Below are 17,634 nucleotides of genomic sequence, written 5' to 3'. Positions count from 1 at the left end.
TATTCCAGTTCGGAAAAACTCGCTTGCTTCGTCATCTCGCCTATCCGCTGTCACTCTTCCCGCATTTTCTCATCCCGCGGCCATCGCTGCTCATCGTAGGGTGGAATAAATCAGCGTTTCCTTAAGGAAATTATTCCTTCGCTGGCTATAATCAGTGCTTGCCAAAACTCAGCAGAGCGACCGTGGATATAGCGCAATACATGAAAACCGTCGGGCAGCAGGCACGCGCCGCCTCGCGTGACATTGCCCGTGCCGACAGCAACCGCAAGAACACCGCCCTGTGCGCCATCGCCGCCGCCATCCGGCGCGAAGCGGCCGCCCTGCTCGCGGCCAACCGCGCGGACGTCGACGCGGCGCGCGCCGCCGGACTCGAACCGGCGATGCTCGACCGCCTCACCTTGTCCGGGAAAGGCGTCGCCGCGATGGCCGAAGGCGTCGAGCAGATCGCCGCGCTGCCCGACCCGGTCGGCGAGATCAGCGACCTCAAATTCCGTCCGAGCGGCATCCAGGTCGGCAAGATGCGTGTTCCGCTCGGCGTCATCGGCATCATCTACGAAGCGCGTCCGAACGTCACCGCCGACGCCGCGGCGCTCTGCCTGAAGTCGGGCAACGCGGCGATCCTGCGCGGCGGCTCGGAGGCGATCCGCTGCAACCGCGCCATCGCGGCGCTCGTGCATGAAGGTCTGGCCGCCGCCGGCCTGCCGGCGAATGTAATCCAGGTCATCGACACCACCGATCGCGCCGCGGTCGGCCACCTGATCACCCTGCGCGAGTACGTCGACGTGATCGTCCCGCGCGGCGGCAAGGGCCTGATCTCGCGCCTGCTGGCCGAAGCGCGCGTGCCGATGATCCAGCACCTGGACGGCAACTGCCACGTCTATCTCGACGACGAAGCCGACGCCGACAAGGCGCTCGCCATCGTCGAAAACTCCAAGACGCAGCGCTACGGCACGTGCAACACGGCCGAATCGCTGCTCGTCGCGCGCGCCGGCGCAGCGCGCCTGTTGCCGCCGGTCGCCGCGATGCTGACCGCGAAGGGCGTCGAACTGCGCGGCTGCGCCGAGACGCAGGCGCTGGTCCAGGAAGCCGTCGCCGCCAGCGAGGAAGACTACGCTACCGAATTTCTCGCCCCGGTCATTTCCGTCAGGATCGTCGCCGACCTCGAAGAAGCCATCGAGCACATCAACCACTACAGTTCTCATCACACGGAAACCATCGTCACCGAGAGCTACTCGAAGGCGATGCGTTTCCTGCGCGAGGTCGATTCGTCGTCGGTGATGATCAACGCCTCGACACGTTTCGCCGACGGCTTCGAGTACGGCCTCGGCGCCGAAATCGGCATTTCCACCGACAAGATCCACGCGCGCGGCCCGGTCGGACTGGAAGGTCTGACCAGCCAGAAGTGGATCGTGCTCGGCAACGGGCAGGTACGCAGCTAGATCGTTTGAAGCGGCATCCGCGGCTTCGCGGCCCTACTCAAGGAGACGTGATGAGAACACTGATTCTGGCAGTCATCGCCGCGTTGTCGCTGAATGTTGCCCAGGCCGTCGAAGTGGCCGGCGTCAAGTTCGAGGACAAGACCAGTCTGGGTAACGCAAGTCTCGTCGCCAACGGCGCCGGAATGCGCAAGAAAGCCTTTTTCAAGGTCTACGCCGTGGCGCTCTACCTGCCGGAGAAGCAGACCGACGCCGACGCCATATTTGCCACCAAGGGCGCCAAGCGCATCGCGATCACGCTGCTGCGCGACCTCACGGCACAACAGTTCGTCGACGCGCTGCAGGACGGCGTCGCCAGCAATCACTCCGAAAGCGAGTTCGCGGCGCTGAAGGAGCGGCTGAACCGGTTTTCGGAAGCAATGCTCGGCATCGGCGAAGTCAAATCCGGCGCCCAGGTGTTCATCGACTTTCTGCCGGAAGGTGCGACGCGCCTGACGGTCAACAATGAAGTCCGCGGCAGCGACATTGCCGGCGAGGATTTCTTCAATGCGCTCCTCAAGATCTGGATCGGTAACAAGCCGATCCAGGACGACCTGAAGCAAGCCCTGCTGGGTAAGCCGGCATGACCGAAGGGATCTACCAGGCCGTCGTATCGGCGCCGGGATTCAGCATCGGCGTGCGCTGCGACGAGGCTGAAATCCACACCATCGAATATCTCGAACCACGTACCGAAGTTGTGCCGAGCAACGCCCTCGCGCGTGAGGCGGCACGCCAACTACAGGCCTACCTCGCCGACCCGGACTTCGTCTTCACGCTGCCGCTGCGCCCGTCCGGAACAGCGTTCCAGCGCCGCGTCCGGGAACAAATTTCGGCCATTCCGACCCACCAGACGCGCACCTACGGCGAGTTGGCCAAGGCGCTGCACAACGCGCCGCGTGCGGTCGGCCAGGCGTGCGGCGCCAACCCCTTCCCGCTCGTCGTTCCGTGCCATCGCGTGATCGCGGCCGGCGGCGGCCTGGGGGGCTTTGCGCGCCAGCGCGGCGGTTTCCTGCTCGACGTCAAGCGCTGGCTGCTCGCCCATGAAGGGCACTGAAATACGCGCCGAAGACAGCGCGGAAATCGACGCCTTCTGCGATTCCGTGTGGCTGGAGGACGGCCTCGCCAAGGCCTCGCTCGCCAGCTACCGGAGCGATTTGAAACACTTCTCCGTCTGGCTGAACAGACACAAACACCCGACGCTACCCCAAGCCGCTGAAGCCGCCTTGATGGCCTTTGTCGCCGAGCTCTCGACGACACTGCGCGCCTCGTCGCAGGCGCGCTACATCTCGACGCTGCGGCGCTACTACCGGCATTTGCTGGCGCGCGGGCAGGTCGCTACCGACCCGACGCTGAAGATCGCGATGCCGGCCAAGCCATCGCGATTGCCCAAGGTGTTATCGGAAAAACAGGTCGAAGCCCTGCTCGGCGTCCCGCAAATCGACACGCCGCTCGGCCTGCGCGACCGCGCCATGCTGGAAGCGCTCTACGCCACCGGCCTGCGCGTCTCCGAACTCGTTGGACTGAAACTGCACGAGGCGCACTTCGACATGGGCGTCGTCCGCGTCTTCGGCAAGGGCAGCAAGGAACGCCTGGTACCACTCGGTGAAGAGGCTATCGACTGGATGCGCAACTATCTGTCCGAAGCGCGCCCGGCCATCCTCAACGGCCAGCAGAGCGACGACCTGTTCGTCACCGCGCGCGGCGAAGCAATGACACGTCAGGCCTTCTGGCAACTGATCAAGCGCCACGCCAAGCTGGCCGGTATCGATCCGGCACGGCTTTCACCACACGTCCTGCGCCATGCCTTCGCGACGCACCTCCTCAACCACGGCGCCGACCTGCGCGTCGTCCAGCTGCTGCTCGGCCACGCCGACATTTCGACGACGCAGATCTACACGCACGTCGCCTGCGAGCGGCTCAAGACGCTGCACGCGGCGCACCATCCGCGCGGCTGAGGGAAATCGCCCGCACCGCTCTGCTATCCTTTCGGTAGCCGCATCAGGAGAACCCCATGAAACCCGAAAACGCGCCGGAAACCCCGGCGACGAAGTTCCTGCGCCAGCACGGAATCGCGCACTCCAATCATCTCTACGACTATGAAGAGCATGGCGGTACGCGCGTTTCATCGCGCGAGCTCAACGTCGCCGAACATGCGGTGATCAAGACGCTGGTCATGGAAGATGAAGCGGGCAAACCGCTGATCGTTCTCATGCACGGCGATTGCAAGGTGTCGACCAAGGAGCTCGCGCGTCAGATCGGGCGCAAGAAGATCGAGCCGTGCAAGCCGGAAGTCGCCAACCGGCACACCGGCTTCCTCGTTGGCGGTACGAGTCCGTTCGGCACGAAGAAGCAGATGCCGATCTGCATCGAGAAGACGATCCTTGATCTCCCCTTGATCTACATCAACGGCGGTAGACGCGGCTTTCTCGTCGGCGTGCATCCGCACGATCTGATGCGCGCGCTGGCGCCGACCGTCGTCGAGGTCGCGCTCAAGGGATAGCGGCGATCAGCCGCGCTACTCATGCCCTACTCACGCACTCCGCGTTCGATGATGACGCCGACGCGCTTGACGCCGCGCATCATGCCCAGCTTGGCGATCGACACGCGCACCCAACGCGCGCCGAATTGCTCGATCAAGAGGCCGGCGACGTACTCGGCGAGCTTCTCCAGCAGGTTGAAATGCTGGGTTGCCAGTTCGCTGCGCAGCCGTTCGACGACGACCGCGTAATCAATCGTATCGACGATGTCGTCGCTGGCGCCCGCGCTCGCGGTCGACGTACCGATCTGCAGCGACATTTCGACCGTCTGCGGTACAGCCCGCTCGCGCGGATAGATCCCGATCAGGGTCGAGAGGCGAAGTTCGTCGATAAAGATGATGTCCATGAGGCAGGCTGTTCGCTCAGTGTAAAATCGACGGCCAGACGGGTGTCGGTGACCGACGCGGATTCTAGCGCACTACGCCGCCCGGATTCGTTCATTCGCTCACTCGCCCAGCCATCCGCATTTCCGGAATTCCGCCATGCACACCGCACTCTTCCTCGTTGCCGCCGTCGTCCTCGCCTACCTGCTCGGCTCCGTTCCGTTCGCCATGGTCAGCAGCCGCCTCTTCGGCCTCGCCGATCCGCGCAGTTACGGCTCGAAGAACCCCGGCGCGACCAACGTCCTGCGCAGCGGCAACATGAAGGCGGCCATCGTCACCCTGCTCGGCGACCTGGCCAAGGGCTGGCTGGCGGTCTTTCTGGCGCAAACCTACGGGCCGCGCTTCGGCCTGGGTTCCGGTGCGGTCACGCTGGTCGCGCTGGCGGTGTTCTTCGGCCACCTGTTCCCGATCTTCCTGAACTTCCGCGGCGGCAAGGGCGTTGCGACGGCCGCCGGCGTCCTGCTTGCCCTCGACCCGCTGCTCGGCCTGGCGACGCTCGGCGTCTGGCTGCTCATCGCCTACACCCTGCGCTACTCGTCGCTATCGGCGCTGGTCGCGGCGGCCACGGCACCGCTGATTGCCTTTTTCCTGTGGGGCCGCGATCCACTGCTCGCCGCGGTCGCGATCATCGCCATGGCGCTGGTCGCCAAGCACTGGGCGAACCTGCAACGGCTGATGGCCGGCACCGAGCCGAAGATCGGTGCCAGGAAGAAGGCCTGATCCGCTCAGCCCTTGATCGTCAATTCGGCCAGCGGCCAGCGCGGACGCACGGCAAACGCGCCGGCCGGCTTCGCCGAAACACCGGCCTGAAAACGCAAGGCACCGGCCAGCGCAATCATGGCGCCGTTGTCGGTGCAGAACTCGAGTTCGGGGTAGTAGACAGTGATCCGCGCCTTGAGCGCTGCGGCGTCGAGCTGCCGGCGCAGCTCGCGATTGGCGCCGACGCCGCCGGCCACCACGAGCTGCTTGAGGCGACAGTCCTTGACGGCGCGCATCGATTTCTTGACCAGCACTTCGACGATGGCGTCCTGAAAGCCGCGCGCGATGTCGGCACGCTGTTGCTCGTCGGGCTCGCCGATCTCGCGCACCTTGGTCAGCACCGCGGTTTTCAGTCCGCTGAAGCTGAAGTCGAGGTCGCCCGAATGCAGCATCGGGCGCGGGAACTTCACCACGTCCGGCCGCCCCTGCTCGGCCAGTTGCGCGAGAACCGGCCCGCCGGGATACGGTAGGCCGAGCAGCTTGGCGGTCTTGTCAAAAGCTTCGCCTGCCGCATCATCCAGCGTTTCGCCAAGCAGCTGGTATTCGCCGACGCCGGTCACGCGCATCAACTGGCTATGCCCGCCCGAGACGAGCAGCGCGATGAACGGGAAGGTCGGCGGCCGCTTCGACAGCAAGGGCGAGAGCAAATGACCTTCGAGGTGATGCACCGGCACGGTCGGCACACCGAGCGAGCACGCCAGCCCTTCGGCAAACGAGGCGCCAACGAGCAATGCTCCGGCGAGTCCCGGACCTTGCGTATAGGCGACGGCATCGACGTCGGCCAGCGCATGCCCGCCATCGGCCAGCACCTTGCGCAAGAGCGGGACGGCGCGCCGGATATGATCGCGCGAGGCGAGTTCGGGCACAACGCCGCCGTACTCGCGGTGCATCAGTATTTGCGAATGAAGGGCGTGGGAGAGCAGCGCGCCGCCGTTGTCCGTGCTGTAGAGCGCGACCCCTGTTTCGTCGCAGGACGATTCGATTCCGAGAATAAGCATGGGCGGCATTTTATCAGTCCGGACACGCACTCAACGCCCTCAAACCGCCCTCTGCGCGCCGTGTTCGCCTTTTTATTTGCCCTTGCGACAGGTAGAATCGGCCAATCATCATAAGGAGCCCGACCATGACCTCCACGCAAATTTCCCCGGCCCAGGAGGCCGCCATCCTTGCCGAAGCGCTGCCCTACATCAAGCGCTTCCACGGCAAGACCATCGTCGTCAAATTCGGCGGCAACGCCATGGTCGACGAGAAGCTCAAGCAATGTTTCGCGCGCGACGTCGTCCTGCTCAAACTCGTTGGCATGAACGTCGTCGTCGTGCATGGCGGCGGCCCGCAGATCGAAAATCTGCTCACCCGCGTCGGCAAGAAAGGTGAATTCATCCAGGGCATGCGCGTCACCGACGCCGAGACGATGGAGATCGTCGAAATGGTGCTCGGCGGCCAGGTCAACAAGGACGTCGTCAACCTGATCAACCAGGCCGGCGGCAAGGCGGTGGGCCTCACCGGCAAGGATAGCGGCATGGTTCGCGCGAAGAAACTGCTGCTGCACAACCGCGACAATTACGAAGACCTGATCGACATCGGCATGGTCGGCGACATCACCGCCATAGACCCGTCGCTGATCAGCCATCTGCAGGCCGGCGCCTTCATCCCGGTCATCGCGCCGATCGGTGTCGGCGAGAACGGCGAAACGTACAACATCAACGCCGACGTCGTCGCCGGCAAGATCGCCGAGGTGCTCAAGGCCGAAAAACTCGCGCTGCTGACCAACACACCGGGCGTGCTCGACAAGGACGGCAAGGTCGTCACCGACGTCACGCCGGCGCAGATCGACGCGATGGTCGCCGACGGCACGCTGTTCGGCGGCATGCTGCCCAAGATCCATTCGGCACTTGATGCGGCACGCAACGGCGTAAAGAGCGTGCACATCCTCGACGGCCGCGTCGAACATGCGCTGCTGCTCGAAATCCTGACCAGCCACGGCTTCGGCACGATGATCAAGAGCGAATAGTCGTTCAGGGCAACGGCGTGAAGAGCCTCCTCCACGAAGACGCCGGCTCTTCACCCGCAGGTTCGCGCTTCACCCAAAGAACCTGGCTATTCGACCTCGACAACACGCTGCACAACGCCAGCGCGCACATCTTTCCACAGATACACGTATCGATGATGGCGTACATCTGCCGCCATCTGAACGTCGACGAAGCCGAGGCCACACGCCTGCGGCAAACCTACTGGAAGCGCTACGGCGCGACGCTGCTCGGCATGATGCGGCACCACGGCACCGATCCCCGGCACTTCCTGCAGCAAACGCATGCCTTTGACGACCTCGCCTCAATGGTCGTCTCCGAACGCGGCCTGAAGCAAATGCTGCAACGCTTGCCCGGGCGCAAGATCATCTTCTCGAACGCACCGCAGCAATACACCGAGGCGGTACTCGCGCTGACCGGCATTCGCCGTCACTTTGCGGCCGTCTACCCGGTCGAACGTTTCCGCTTCCAGCCCAAGCCGGCGACCGCCGGATTTCTTCACTTGCTGCACAAGGAAGGGCTCGATCCGCACCGCTGCATCATGGTCGAAGATTCGCTGCCCAACCTCAAGACGGCAAAACGGCTCGGCATGAAGGCCGTGTGGGTGAGTACCAGCTCGCGCCAGCCGCCCTACGTTGACGTAAAACTGGCGTCGGTTGTCGACTTGCCCAAACGACTTGGGCGACTATAGACGGGCAGACTCAACCAAGAGAAACGACACAAGATCAATCAGGGAGAGCGACATGGGCAAGCCGGGCGAACGCAAGCTGCAGATCCTGCAAACGCTGGCCGGGATGCTGGAGGTGCCGAAAGGCGAGAAAATCACCACCGCCGCCCTCGCCGCCCGGCTCGACTGCTCGGAAGCCGCGCTCTACCGCCACTTCGCCAGCAAGGCGCAGATGTACGACGGCTTGATCGAGTTCATCGAATCGAGCCTGTTCGGCGTCATCAACCGCATTGAAACCGAGGAAGCGCAGGGCTTGCGCCAGGTCGAGCAAATCCTCGCGCTGCTTCTCGGCTTCGCGCAGCGCAACCGCGGCATGACGCGCGTGCTGATCGGCGACGCGCTGGTCAACGAAAACGAGCGCCTGCAGGCGCGCATCAACTTGCTGCACGACAAGATCGAAGCGGCGATCAAGCAGGCGCTGCGCGTCGCCGCGACGCAGGAACAACTCGCGGCGGACGCCGATTTCGGCGCGCTGGCCAACGCGTTGCTCTGTTACGTGATCGGCCGCTGGCACCAGTACGCCAAGAGCGGCTTTGCGCGCGAGCCGATGGCGCAGTGGAAACAGCAATGGCCGATGCTCTACGTCACCTGCCTGAGCCAGCGCAGCGAATGAACGCCGATCACCCCTTCAGCCAGGCCGCCGCGTCGAGCGCGAAGTAGGTCAGAACGCCATCGGCGCCGGCGCGCTTGAAGGCGAGCAGGCTTTCGAGCACGCATGCCTTCTCGTCCAGCCAGCCGTTCTGCGCCGCCGCCTTCAGCATGGCGTACTCGCCGCTCACCTGATAAGCGTAGGTCGGCACCCTGAACTCGTCCTTCACGCGGCGGACGATATCGAGATAGGGCATGCCCGGCTTGACCATCACCATGTCGGCCCCCTCGGCGATATCGAGGGCGACTTCGCGCAGCGCCTCGTCGCCGTTCGCCGGGTCCATCTGGTAGGTGTACTTGTTGCCCTTGCCGAGGTTGCCGGCCGAACCGACCGCGTCGCGGAACGGCCCGTAGAAGCTCGACGCGTATTTCGCCGAATAAGCGAGAATCCGCGTGTGGATCTGTCCGGCGCTGTCGAGTTCGGCACGAATGCGCGCGACGCGACCGTCCATCATGTCGGACGGCGCCACCACGTCGGCTCCGGCCTGCGCGTGACAAAGCGCCTGCTTGGCCAACGCTTCGAGCGTCTCGTCGTTGAGCACGTAGCCGCGCGGATCGTCGGCCGCGATCAAGCCATCCTGGCCGTGGCTGGTATAGGGGTCAAGCGCCACGTCGGTGATGACGCCGAGCTCGGGGAACGCCTGCTTCAGCGCCGCCACGGCGCGCGGCACCAGCCCGTCCGGATTCCAGGCTTCCTCGGCGCCCGGCGTCTTGAACGCCGCATCGATCACCGGAAACAGGGCCAGCGCAGGAACGCCGAGCGTCTGCGCGCGTTCGGCGGTTTGCAGCAGACGATCGACGCTCTGCCGCTCGACGCCGGGCATCGAAGCGACTGCTTCGACGCGATCACGGCCGTCCAGCACGAAGACCGGATAGATTAGATCGTCGGGCGTAAGCACCGACTCGCGCATCAGGCGACGGGAAAAGTCGTCGCGACGCATGCGACGCAACCGCGTTGCGGGAAAACCGGCATTGAAGGCTGTCGTGTTCATACAGGCACTCTCGTTAAAAAACTCGCCACTTGAGAACAAGTTCGGGAACTTCTTTCAGACCGACTCACTCTGAGTCTGCAGATGGCACACACCGTCTCCCGCTTCATCTCCCTGAGCGGGCGCCTTACATCTATGTAAGGCACTTTTGGCCCCCGGCTCTCCCTTTGCCGGGGGCTTTTTATTTCTGCAGCGCTTTCGCCGCCGTGCGCGCGCTCCAGCCAATTGCCTTGCGGTTCTTCGCGCGCGCCACCTTCTCCGTGCGCAAACCGACCGGAGGCGCGACTTCCTTCAGAATCTCCATGTCCAGCCAGCCAGCCAGCATCGCTTCCGCCTCCGCAACACCGGTTCGCTTGAGACTGGAGAACAGCTGCACCGTGCAGTTGTCGCCGATTCCCTTCAACTCGGCCTGAACTTCGCGCAGCACCAGCGCCTGTTCCTGGCGCGTCAGCTTGTCTGCCTTCGACAGCAACACGTGGATCGGCTTTCCCGTCTGCGCAAACCAGTCGATCATCTGCACGTCGAGGTCAGTCAGTGGGTGCCGGCTATCCATGATCATCACCAGCCCGACCAGCGGCTCGCGGCAGGAAAGATACGGCGCCAGCAATCCCTCCCACTGCGAGCGGATTTCCTCGGGCGCCTTGGCGAAGCCGTAGCCGGGCAAATCGACGAAGAACTTCCCTTCGGCCAGCATGAAATAGTTGAGGTGCTGGGTACGCCCGGGCGTCTTCGAAACGTAGGCCAGGCGGGTATGGTTGGCCAGCGTGTTGATGGCCGACGACTTCCCGGCGTTCGAGCGTCCGGCGAAGGCAATTTCCCGGATGGAATCGGCCGGAAGGTCGTTCAGATTGGCAACGGTCGTGCGGAAAACGGCAGTGCGGAATAGCGGCATGGTGGGGTAGACAAGGAAATGGGGCTAGCATGAGGCAGCCCGAAAGTGCTATAGAATATCAGGTTTGGGAATCGGCGACGCCGTGCTTCTCCGAACTCGCGCCTCTCTGAACTCGCACTGATCCAAAGGAGTTTGTACATGATTCGCACTCTGGCACTCGCGGCGCTCCTCACCGCCGGTTTCTCCGCTCAAGCAGCCGAGGATGCGGCGATCAAACCGGATCTGGAGAAAGCAAAGAGCATCGCCGAGTCGGTCTGCGTTGCCTGCCATGGCGCCGATGGCAACAGTGCCACGTCGGCCTACCCGCTCATCGCCGGCCAGGGCGCCGATTATCTCTTCAAGCAGCTCAAGGAATTCAAGGCCGAGGAAGGCAAGCCGGCCGTGCGCAAGAACGACATCATGGCCGGCATGGTCGCCGCACTGAGCGCCGAGGACATGAAGAGCTTGGCGGTCTACTACTCGCAGCAGAAACTGAAGCCGTCGGCAGCGACGGACGTGAAGCTGGTCGACGCCGGCAAGGCGCTCTGGCGCAAGGGCGATTTCGAGCGCGGCATTCCAGCGTGTGCCGGCTGCCACGGCCCGACCGGCGCCGGCATTCCGGTGTTGTATCCGCGCCTGTCCGGACAATATGCCGATTACACAGCGACCCAGCTGAAGAACTTCAGAAGCGAGGAACGGTCGAACGATCCGGGGAGAATGATGCGGACCATTGCGGACAAGCTCTCTGACAAACACATAAAGGCGCTCTCCGACTACATCGCCGGACTTCGCTAACCAACTTGTACGGTTGTACGTGACCACTCCACGCAAAGGGAACCGATCATGAAAACACTCAAACAGCTCATCGAAGGAAAGAACAGGAAACTCGCGGCGGTTTCGCCGGACCATACGGTGCTGCAGGCGCTAGAGATCATGGCCGAGGTCGATGTCGGCGCACTGCTGGTACTCGACGGCGAGCGTCTCGCCGGCGTCTTCTCTGAACGCGACTACGCGCGCAAGGTCATCCTGCAGGGCAAGGGCTCGCGCCAGACCAAGGTCAGCGAAGTCATGACGGGCAAGGTCGTTTATGTGAAGCAGAATGCGACGATCGAGGAATGCATGGCGATCATGACGGAGAAGCACATCCGCCACCTGCCGGTTCTCGATGACAACCAGATGGTCGTCGGCATCGTATCGATCGGTGACGTGGTCAAGGAAATGGTCAGCCAGCAGAAGTTCATCATCGGCCAGCTGGAGAACTACATCACCGGCTAAGCAAGCGCCACGACGCGCCAGATACGAAAAGAGCAGGGTTTTCGCCCTGCCCTTTTTTTGTACCCTAAACGGACTCTTGCTTGATGCTTACTTGATCTCGAGCAGGCTTTCGTCCCACTTGGCGTGCTTCTCGAAGCCGAGGAGGTTAGCGGTCGTCGCGGCGATGTTCGAGAGGCCGGCTTCGGGAGTCTGCTTCAGGCCGAGCTTGCCGCCGGTGACATTGTCGTAGAGGATCAGCGGCACCGGGTTCAGCGTGTGTGCGGTCTTGGCTTTGAACGAACCATCCTTGTTCTGCGCCGGCTGCCTGGTCTTCTTGTCCAGCTCGAACATTTCGTCGGCATTGCCGTGGTCGGCGGTAATCAACGCCACGCCGCCCATCGCGTCGATCACCGGCAGGATGCGCGCCAGCGCCAGGTCAACCGCCTCGACGGCCATCGTCGCTGCGCGGAAGCTACCGGTGTGGCCGACCATGTCGCCGTTGGCGAAGTTGCAGCGCAGCGTCTTGTACTTGCCGCTCTTCAGCGCGTCGATCATCGCGTCGGCGATTTCAGCGGCCTTCATCCACGGACGCTGCTCGAACGGCACGACGTCGCTCGGCACTTCCTGATAGGTTTCGCCGTCGAACTTGCCCGAGCGATTACCGTTCCAGAAATAGGTCACGTGGCCGAACTTCTGCGTTTCCGAGCAGGCGAACTGGGCGATGCCGGCCTTCGAGAACCATTCGCCCGAGGTATCGAGAATTGCCGGCGGGTTAACGAGGAAGCGCTTCGGCAGTTTCAGGTCGCCGTCGTACTGCAGCATGCCAGCATAGGTCACCTTCGGCACGCGCACGCGGTCGAACTTGTCGAAATTGGCTTCTTCGAAGGCGCGCGTAATTTCGATCGCGCGGTCGCCACGGAAGTTGTAGAAGACGACCGCGTCGCCGTCCTCGACGGTACCGACCGGCTTGCCGTCCTTGGCGATGACGAAGGGCGGCAGATCCTGGTCGATGGTGCCGGGAAACTTGACGCGCAGCGCCTTGACCGCTTCCGAGGCGCTGGCGAACTGGTTGCCTTCGCCGAGGATGTGCGTGTGCCAGCCACGGTCGACCATGCTCCAGTTGGCGTCGTAGCGGTCCATCGTAATGTTCATGCGGCCACCGCCCGAAGCGATCTGCGCGTCGAAGCCGCCGGTGCTGAGTTCGGTGAGGAAGGCTTCGAACGGCTCGACGTAATCGAGCGCGCTGGTTTCCGGCACGTCGCGGCCGTCGAGCAGCGCATGTACGCGCACCGCCTTGACGCCTTCTTCCTTGGCACGCACGATCATCGCCTTCAGGTGGTCGATGTGGCTGTGCACGTTGCCGTCGGAGAAGAGGCCGATGAAGTGGATCACACCGCGACCGGCCTTCGCGCCGGCGACGATCTGCTGCCACGCCTCGCCTTGCCAGATCGCGCCGGAGGCGATGGCGTCGGCCACCAGCGAGGCGCCCTGGCTATACACCTGCCCGGCGCCAATGGCGTTGTGACCGACTTCGGAGTTGCCCATGTCTTCGTCGGAAGGCATGCCGACGGCGGTGCCGTGGGCGCGCAAGGCGATGTTCGGGTAATTGGCGAACAGCTTGTCCAGCGTCGGCTTGCGCGCGGCGGCGATGGCGCTGCCGGCATCGGACTTGGGAATGCCGTAGCCGTCCATGATGATCGTGACCACCGGGCCTTGAATGCCGGCAAAGGAAGCAAGTTTCTGCAACATGATGTATTCCTGCGAACGTAAAAGTTAAGAAAACCGGAAGCGACACCCTCGAATCATACCGCTAACGCAGACGCTGCTTCGGATCGAAGCGGACGATGGCCCGACCGTCGGCCGTTTTGCTCGGCTGCGCTTTCCAGGCGTGGCCGTAAACAACCTCGAAAGTCGCCGGCAGACGGCCGTCCTTGAGCAGTCTCTCATAGGCCGCGCGCGCCGCCTGCCACGCCTGGCGCCCCATCAGGCCGCTGCGCCGCGTCTGCATGGCACAGCTCGCGCCGTTGCGGCGCAAGTCAGAGAACAGCTCGTCCACGCCGGGGTAGGTCATCGTCAGCATTTCGACGTCCATGACCGGATCGGCAAAGCCGCATTCGACGAGCATGTCGCCGTAGTCGTGCATGTCGACGAAACGATGCGTGTGCTCATGACCGTCGCTGAAACAGGCGCGCAATTCTTTCAGCGTATCGGGACCGAAGGTCGAGAACATCAGGAGGCCGCCAATGTCGAGAACCCGGTGCGACTCGCGGAAGGCGGCGAGCGGATCATCCACCCAGTGCAGCATCAGGTTCGACCAGATCAGGCCGACCGAAGCGGTCTTCAGCGGTAAGGCCTGCGCATCGGCGGAGAGCAGCGAAGCCGTGTTGCCGCGCATGAAGGGTAGCAGCCAGCGCATGCGTTTACGCTGACCGCGGCCGGCCTGCAACATGGCTTCACTGGCGTCGGCGCCGAACACGAAAGACTTCGGATAACGCTCGCCCAGCGCCGTCAGGCTGCCGCCCGTACCACAGCCGACATCCAGCACCCGTTGCGGCGCGATCTTTACGTAGTCGAGCCGCTCCAGCATGCGACTCGCGACCTCGCGCTGCAGTACGGCCGACCCGTCGTAGGCCGTAGCGGCACGCGCGAAGTTGCGCCTGACCTTATGAGAATCAACGAACGGCGCGCTCTCGCTCATCAGCGATCAGATCGCGCGCAGGCCGAGCTTGTCGAACAAGTCGAGGTCGCGGTTTGCGCCGATGTTGCTCGTCGTCAGCAGCTTGTCGCAATAGAAGATCGAATTGGCGCCGGCGAAGAAGCACATCGCCTGCATCTCGTCGGACATCGCCTCGCGCCCGGCCGACAGACGCACGAAGCTCTTCGGCATGGTGATGCGCGCGGCGGCGATGGTGCGCACGAATTCGAAGTTGTCGACCTTTTCCTTGTTGGCGAGCGGCGTGCCAGGGATGGCAACGAGGTTGTTGATCGGCACCGAGTCGGGCGCCGGGTCGAGGTTGGCGAGTTGTGCGATCATCGCCGCGCGGTTGCGCCGCGACTCGCCGAGACCGAGGATACCGCCCGAACAGACCTTGATCCCCGCATGGCGCACCTGAGCGATCGTATCGACGCGGTCGGCGTGCGTGTGCGTGGTGATCACCTGGTCGTAGAACTCGGCGTCGGTGTCGAGGTTGTGGTTGTAGTAGTCGAGGCCGGCTTCCTTGAGCTTTTCCGCCTGACCGTCCTTCAACATGCCGAGCGTGACGCAGGTCTCCATGCCGAGCGCCTTCACTTCGCGGATCATCTGCGAGACGACTTCCAGCTCCTTCTCCTTCGGGCCGCGCCACGCGGCGCCCATGCAGAAGCGCGTCGCGCCCTTGTCCCTGGCTTCCTTCGCCGCGTCGACGACCTCCTGCACCTGCATCAGCACCTCGCGTTCGGTCGATTTATAGCGCGCCGACTGCGAACAGTAGTTGCAGTCCTCGGGACAGCCGCCGGTCTTGATCGAAATCAGCGCCGAGCGCTGCACTTCATTCGGATCGAAGTTCCCGCGATGCACCGTCTGCGCGCGGAACAGCAGATCCATCAGCGGCAACTGGTACAACGCCTCGACCTGCGAGACGGTCCATTTGAAACCGGGCGCGCGCGCAGCGGCATCGGACGTCAGATCAACGGCGGGGGAAACGGTATTCATGAGCAAGGCCTGATGAAAAAGGGAGACATGCGGGAGATCGGCTGGCACAATCCGGGCGCCGATCGCGGCTTTTCAGCGATGGTTCGGAATCGATTCTGACCCGTTGCGCGGGCCGCAATTTTACCTCAAAACAAGGGCTTGAAGACCGGGGCAATGTTCAGCGCGGAGAGACTTCTGACACAGGATTGCCTGCTTTGCGCCGCCGTCAGCGAGCGCGACATCCTCTGCCGCGCCTGCGCCGCCGACCTGCCGCGCCTCCCGCCGGAACGCTGCCCGCTCTGCGCACTGCCGACGCCGCACGGTGCGATCTGTGGCCGTTGCCTGGCCCATCCACCGCATTACGACGCCACGCAGTCCGCGTTTGCCTACGACTTCCCGCTCGATCGACTGGTTCAATCGCTCAAGTACAGTCATCGACTGGCGCTCGCCGGTTTCCTCGGTCATCAGCTCGCCACCCTCGCCGCGAACGTCGAAGCCGACCTGATCATCCCGATGCCGCTGCACGCGAAACGATTGCGCGAGCGGGGCTTCAACCAGGCGCTCGAACTCGCCAGACCGGTAGCGCGAGCCACCGGGCTACCGATCGACGCCACCGGCTGCCAGCGCATACGGCACACCCCGGCGCAAGCCGCATTGCCCTGGCGTGAGCGCGTCAAGAACATTCGCGGCGCCTTCCACTGCTCGACCGACTTCAGCGGCAAGCGCCTGCTGCTCGTCGACGATGTGATGACGACCGGCGCGTCGATCGACGAATGCGCACGCACGCTGAAGCTGCACGGCGCGGCGCGCGTCTCGGCGCTCGTCGTCGCGCGTGCGTTACCGAAGTAGGCGCGCGATTCAACCTGAAAAACTCGGTTCTTCACCGCAAAGGCGCAAAGATCGCAAAGGTTCGCAAAGAAAATCAAAGCGCTACGCGAACAACACCTATCTTCCATCGCCACCCACAAGGTGAATGGTCAAGTACGATCAACCTGTTGTTTCCTTTGCGATCTTTGCGCCTTCGCGCCTTTGCGATGAGGTTTTCAGGTTCAACGCAGTTTCTGGTCGATGAGTGTCAGGAGTTCGGGACTCAGGTTTCCGGCCTGCCTGGCGCGCAGGAAGGCGTCGCGCGCCTCGGCGGCGTTGCCCTGCGCATCGAGGCTCCAGCCGAGCCCGAGCCACCAGCGGCCGTCAGCCGGCGCCAGTTGGGCGGCCTTGCGGTATTGCCCGGCGGCCTCGTCGTGACGACCGAGGCGCTGCAGGACGTTGGCCGCAAAGCCGAGGTAATCGGGGCTGTTCCCGGCCGCTGGCAACGAGTGTTCGAGAGTGCGCCAGGCGGCGTCCACTTCGCCGCGATCGACCTGCAGGCGCGCCAGGCTCATCGCCCAGCCGACCTGTGCCGGCTGGCTGGCGATGCCTTGCTGCAGAACCTGAATCGCCTCGTCCGGATATTTCGCCTCAAGCAGCAGCTTGACCAGCAGTTGCCGTGCAGCCGCGTGAAATTCGTCGCGGCGCAACGCCGCGCGCAGGTTGTCCGCCGCCTCGGTAACTCGCCCCTGATTGAGCGCCAGCACCGCCTTGCGATACTCGCCCTCGGCCTGCTCATGCGGCGATCCCGACGCAGGCGAGCGCTCGATGACCGGCGCCGACTCGGCACCTTTCCCGCGCGGCGCGCTACGCTTGTCTTCGGGCCGGTTCTCGACTGTGGCGACCGGCGCTTCTGCCGGTCGCAGCGCCGGCATATTGGGCGTTTGCTGCGACGCAGGCACTGCGACATGGGGGCCAACCGCCTTCTTGTCCCGCGTCGCCGATCCGGTGCTTGCCGGCGCCTCCGCCGGCACCGGCCGAGCGTTCGGCGACATGGCGGGCTCGGCGGGCACATCCATGAAATCGGCCATGCGCAGGCTGACGTCCATGCCGGCAACAAGGCTGCTCGAATCGACGTCGGCCGGTGGCGCGGAAGACTCCGGCGCATCGGCGCCGACACCGGCCGTCGCCGGCTTTGGCTCGACTGACTCAGGGACGGGCGAAGCAACAACAGGAGGCTCAACCACGGACGGCGGCGCGGCCGCATCCACCGCGGTCTTGCGGATAAAATAGTCGACCACATCGTCGCGCATCACGAAACCGGTCCCCAGGATGACAAGCAGGGCAACGCCCAGCGCAATACCGAGCGGCCAATTTGACGACGGCGCCTTCGGCAGAGGACGCACGTCGTTCGGCAGCCGCGTGCCGACACCGTGCGCGGCGCGACGCGCATCGAGATCGCGCAGCACTTGATTGATCAGGCTCAT

At 63.8% G+C, this 17,634-nt stretch carries 20 protein-coding genes; 12 read left to right on the top strand and 8 right to left on the bottom strand.

The window, feature by feature from the left end; genetic code table 11:
* Positions 1-182: 182 nt before the first annotated feature.
* From KBA32_RS12175 to ybaK, 5 genes are read left to right on the top strand one after another with little or no spacing between them, the layout of a single operon-like run.
* Positions 183-1,439: a glutamate-5-semialdehyde dehydrogenase gene (locus KBA32_RS12175; protein WP_294359270.1), complete on the top strand. Its 1,257-nt coding sequence runs from the start codon at positions 183-185 to the stop codon at positions 1,437-1,439.
* A 50-nt stretch (positions 1,440-1,489) separates the two neighbouring features.
* Positions 1,490-2,062: a chalcone isomerase family protein gene (locus KBA32_RS12170; RefSeq protein ID WP_294359268.1), complete on the top strand. Its 573-nt coding sequence runs from the start codon at positions 1,490-1,492 to the stop codon at positions 2,060-2,062.
* Positions 2,059-2,529, top strand: coding sequence for a methylated-DNA--[protein]-cysteine S-methyltransferase (locus tag KBA32_RS12165; protein ID WP_294359266.1), 471 nt, complete (start codon positions 2,059-2,061; stop codon positions 2,527-2,529). Before KBA32_RS12170 ends, KBA32_RS12165 begins: the two co-directional genes overlap by 4 nt.
* Positions 2,516-3,430 carry a site-specific tyrosine recombinase XerD gene (gene xerD / locus KBA32_RS12160; protein WP_294359265.1) on the top strand — a complete coding sequence of 305 codons (915 nt, stop codon included), beginning with the start codon at positions 2,516-2,518 and terminating at the stop codon, positions 3,428-3,430. Before KBA32_RS12165 ends, xerD begins: the two co-directional genes overlap by 14 nt.
* A gap of 56 nt (positions 3,431-3,486) precedes the next feature.
* Positions 3,487-3,975: a Cys-tRNA(Pro) deacylase gene (gene ybaK / locus KBA32_RS12155; protein WP_294359263.1), complete on the top strand. Its 489-nt coding sequence runs from the start codon at positions 3,487-3,489 to the stop codon at positions 3,973-3,975.
* Positions 3,976-4,001: 26 nt separating this feature from the next.
* On the opposite strand, the gene KBA32_RS12150 is transcribed toward ybaK, so the two are convergent.
* On the bottom strand, positions 4,002-4,358 hold the full coding sequence (locus KBA32_RS12150; RefSeq protein ID WP_294359262.1) for a dihydroneopterin aldolase: 357 nt from the start codon (positions 4,356-4,358) through the stop codon (positions 4,002-4,004).
* Between the two features lie 136 nt (positions 4,359-4,494).
* On the opposite strand from KBA32_RS12150, the gene plsY reads away from it, so the two are divergent.
* Positions 4,495-5,115 (top strand): glycerol-3-phosphate 1-O-acyltransferase PlsY, encoded by a 621-nt coding sequence (plsY, locus tag KBA32_RS12145; protein ID WP_294359260.1) that lies wholly within the window; start codon positions 4,495-4,497, stop codon positions 5,113-5,115.
* A gap of 5 nt (positions 5,116-5,120) precedes the next feature.
* Here plsY and tsaD read toward each other — a convergent pair whose 3' ends face one another.
* Positions 5,121-6,152 (bottom strand): tRNA (adenosine(37)-N6)-threonylcarbamoyltransferase complex transferase subunit TsaD, encoded by a 1,032-nt coding sequence (gene tsaD / locus KBA32_RS12140; RefSeq protein ID WP_294359272.1) that lies wholly within the window; start codon positions 6,150-6,152, stop codon positions 5,121-5,123.
* A gap of 125 nt (positions 6,153-6,277) precedes the next feature.
* On the opposite strand from tsaD, the gene argB reads away from it, so the two are divergent.
* The 3 genes from argB to slmA are packed head-to-tail and all read left to right on the top strand — an operon-like array spanning position 6,278 to position 8,521.
* Positions 6,278-7,165, top strand: coding sequence for an acetylglutamate kinase (argB, locus tag KBA32_RS12135; protein ID WP_294359258.1), 888 nt, complete (start codon positions 6,278-6,280; stop codon positions 7,163-7,165).
* A gap of 17 nt (positions 7,166-7,182) precedes the next feature.
* A complete protein-coding gene (locus KBA32_RS12130; RefSeq protein ID WP_294359257.1) occupies positions 7,183-7,872 on the top strand; it encodes a pyrimidine 5'-nucleotidase in 690 nt (229 codons plus the stop codon).
* 52 nt (positions 7,873-7,924) lie between these two features.
* Positions 7,925-8,521 carry a nucleoid occlusion factor SlmA gene (slmA, locus tag KBA32_RS12125; RefSeq protein WP_294359255.1) on the top strand — a complete coding sequence of 199 codons (597 nt, stop codon included), beginning with the start codon at positions 7,925-7,927 and terminating at the stop codon, positions 8,519-8,521.
* Positions 8,522-8,528: 7 nt separating this feature from the next.
* Here slmA and hemB read toward each other — a convergent pair whose 3' ends face one another.
* A complete protein-coding gene (gene hemB / locus KBA32_RS12120) occupies positions 8,529-9,548 on the bottom strand; it encodes a porphobilinogen synthase (protein WP_294359254.1) in 1,020 nt (339 codons plus the stop codon).
* A 178-nt stretch (positions 9,549-9,726) separates the two neighbouring features.
* Complete coding sequence (gene yihA, locus KBA32_RS12115; RefSeq protein WP_294359252.1) at positions 9,727-10,437, bottom strand: ribosome biogenesis GTP-binding protein YihA/YsxC; 711 nt, start codon at positions 10,435-10,437, stop codon at positions 9,727-9,729.
* A gap of 138 nt (positions 10,438-10,575) precedes the next feature.
* Here yihA and KBA32_RS12110 point away from each other — a divergent pair, with 138 nt between their 5' ends.
* Both KBA32_RS12110 and KBA32_RS12105 read left to right on the top strand, forming a co-directional pair.
* The gene (locus tag KBA32_RS12110) at positions 10,576-11,211 is read left to right on the top strand and encodes a c-type cytochrome (protein WP_294359251.1); all 636 of its coding nucleotides are present in this window, start codon (positions 10,576-10,578) and stop codon (positions 11,209-11,211) included.
* A gap of 48 nt (positions 11,212-11,259) precedes the next feature.
* Entirely contained in the window at positions 11,260-11,691 is a 432-nt protein-coding gene (locus KBA32_RS12105; RefSeq protein ID WP_294359249.1) for a CBS domain-containing protein, read from the top strand.
* Between the two features lie 87 nt (positions 11,692-11,778).
* Here the strand turns inward: KBA32_RS12105 and gpmI are convergent, their stop codons facing one another.
* The 3 genes from gpmI to bioB all read right to left on the bottom strand — a co-directional run bounded on the left by gpmI (position 11,779) and on the right by bioB (position 15,361).
* Positions 11,779-13,419, bottom strand: coding sequence for a 2,3-bisphosphoglycerate-independent phosphoglycerate mutase (gene gpmI, locus KBA32_RS12100; RefSeq protein WP_294359247.1), 1,641 nt, complete (start codon positions 13,417-13,419; stop codon positions 11,779-11,781).
* Positions 13,420-13,480: 61 nt separating this feature from the next.
* On the bottom strand, positions 13,481-14,368 hold the full coding sequence (gene bioC / locus KBA32_RS12095; RefSeq protein ID WP_294359245.1) for a malonyl-ACP O-methyltransferase BioC: 888 nt from the start codon (positions 14,366-14,368) through the stop codon (positions 13,481-13,483).
* 6 nt (positions 14,369-14,374) lie between these two features.
* Positions 14,375-15,361: a biotin synthase BioB gene (bioB, locus tag KBA32_RS12090; protein WP_294359243.1), complete on the bottom strand. Its 987-nt coding sequence runs from the start codon at positions 15,359-15,361 to the stop codon at positions 14,375-14,377.
* Positions 15,362-15,514: 153 nt separating this feature from the next.
* Here bioB and KBA32_RS12085 point away from each other — a divergent pair, with 153 nt between their 5' ends.
* Entirely contained in the window at positions 15,515-16,189 is a 675-nt protein-coding gene (locus tag KBA32_RS12085; RefSeq protein ID WP_294359242.1) for a ComF family protein, read from the top strand.
* Between the two features lie 200 nt (positions 16,190-16,389).
* On the opposite strand, the gene KBA32_RS12080 is transcribed toward KBA32_RS12085, so the two are convergent.
* The coding region (locus KBA32_RS12080; protein ID WP_294359240.1) for a tetratricopeptide repeat protein at positions 16,390-17,634 on the bottom strand (1,245 nt) is incomplete at its 5' end.

Source organism: Propionivibrio sp., assembly GCF_017995515.1.
GTDB lineage: Bacteria > Pseudomonadota > Gammaproteobacteria > Burkholderiales > Rhodocyclaceae > Propionivibrio.
The sequence above is the reverse complement of the archived record's forward strand: the minus strand, read 5'-3'. Positions and strand labels throughout refer to the sequence as shown.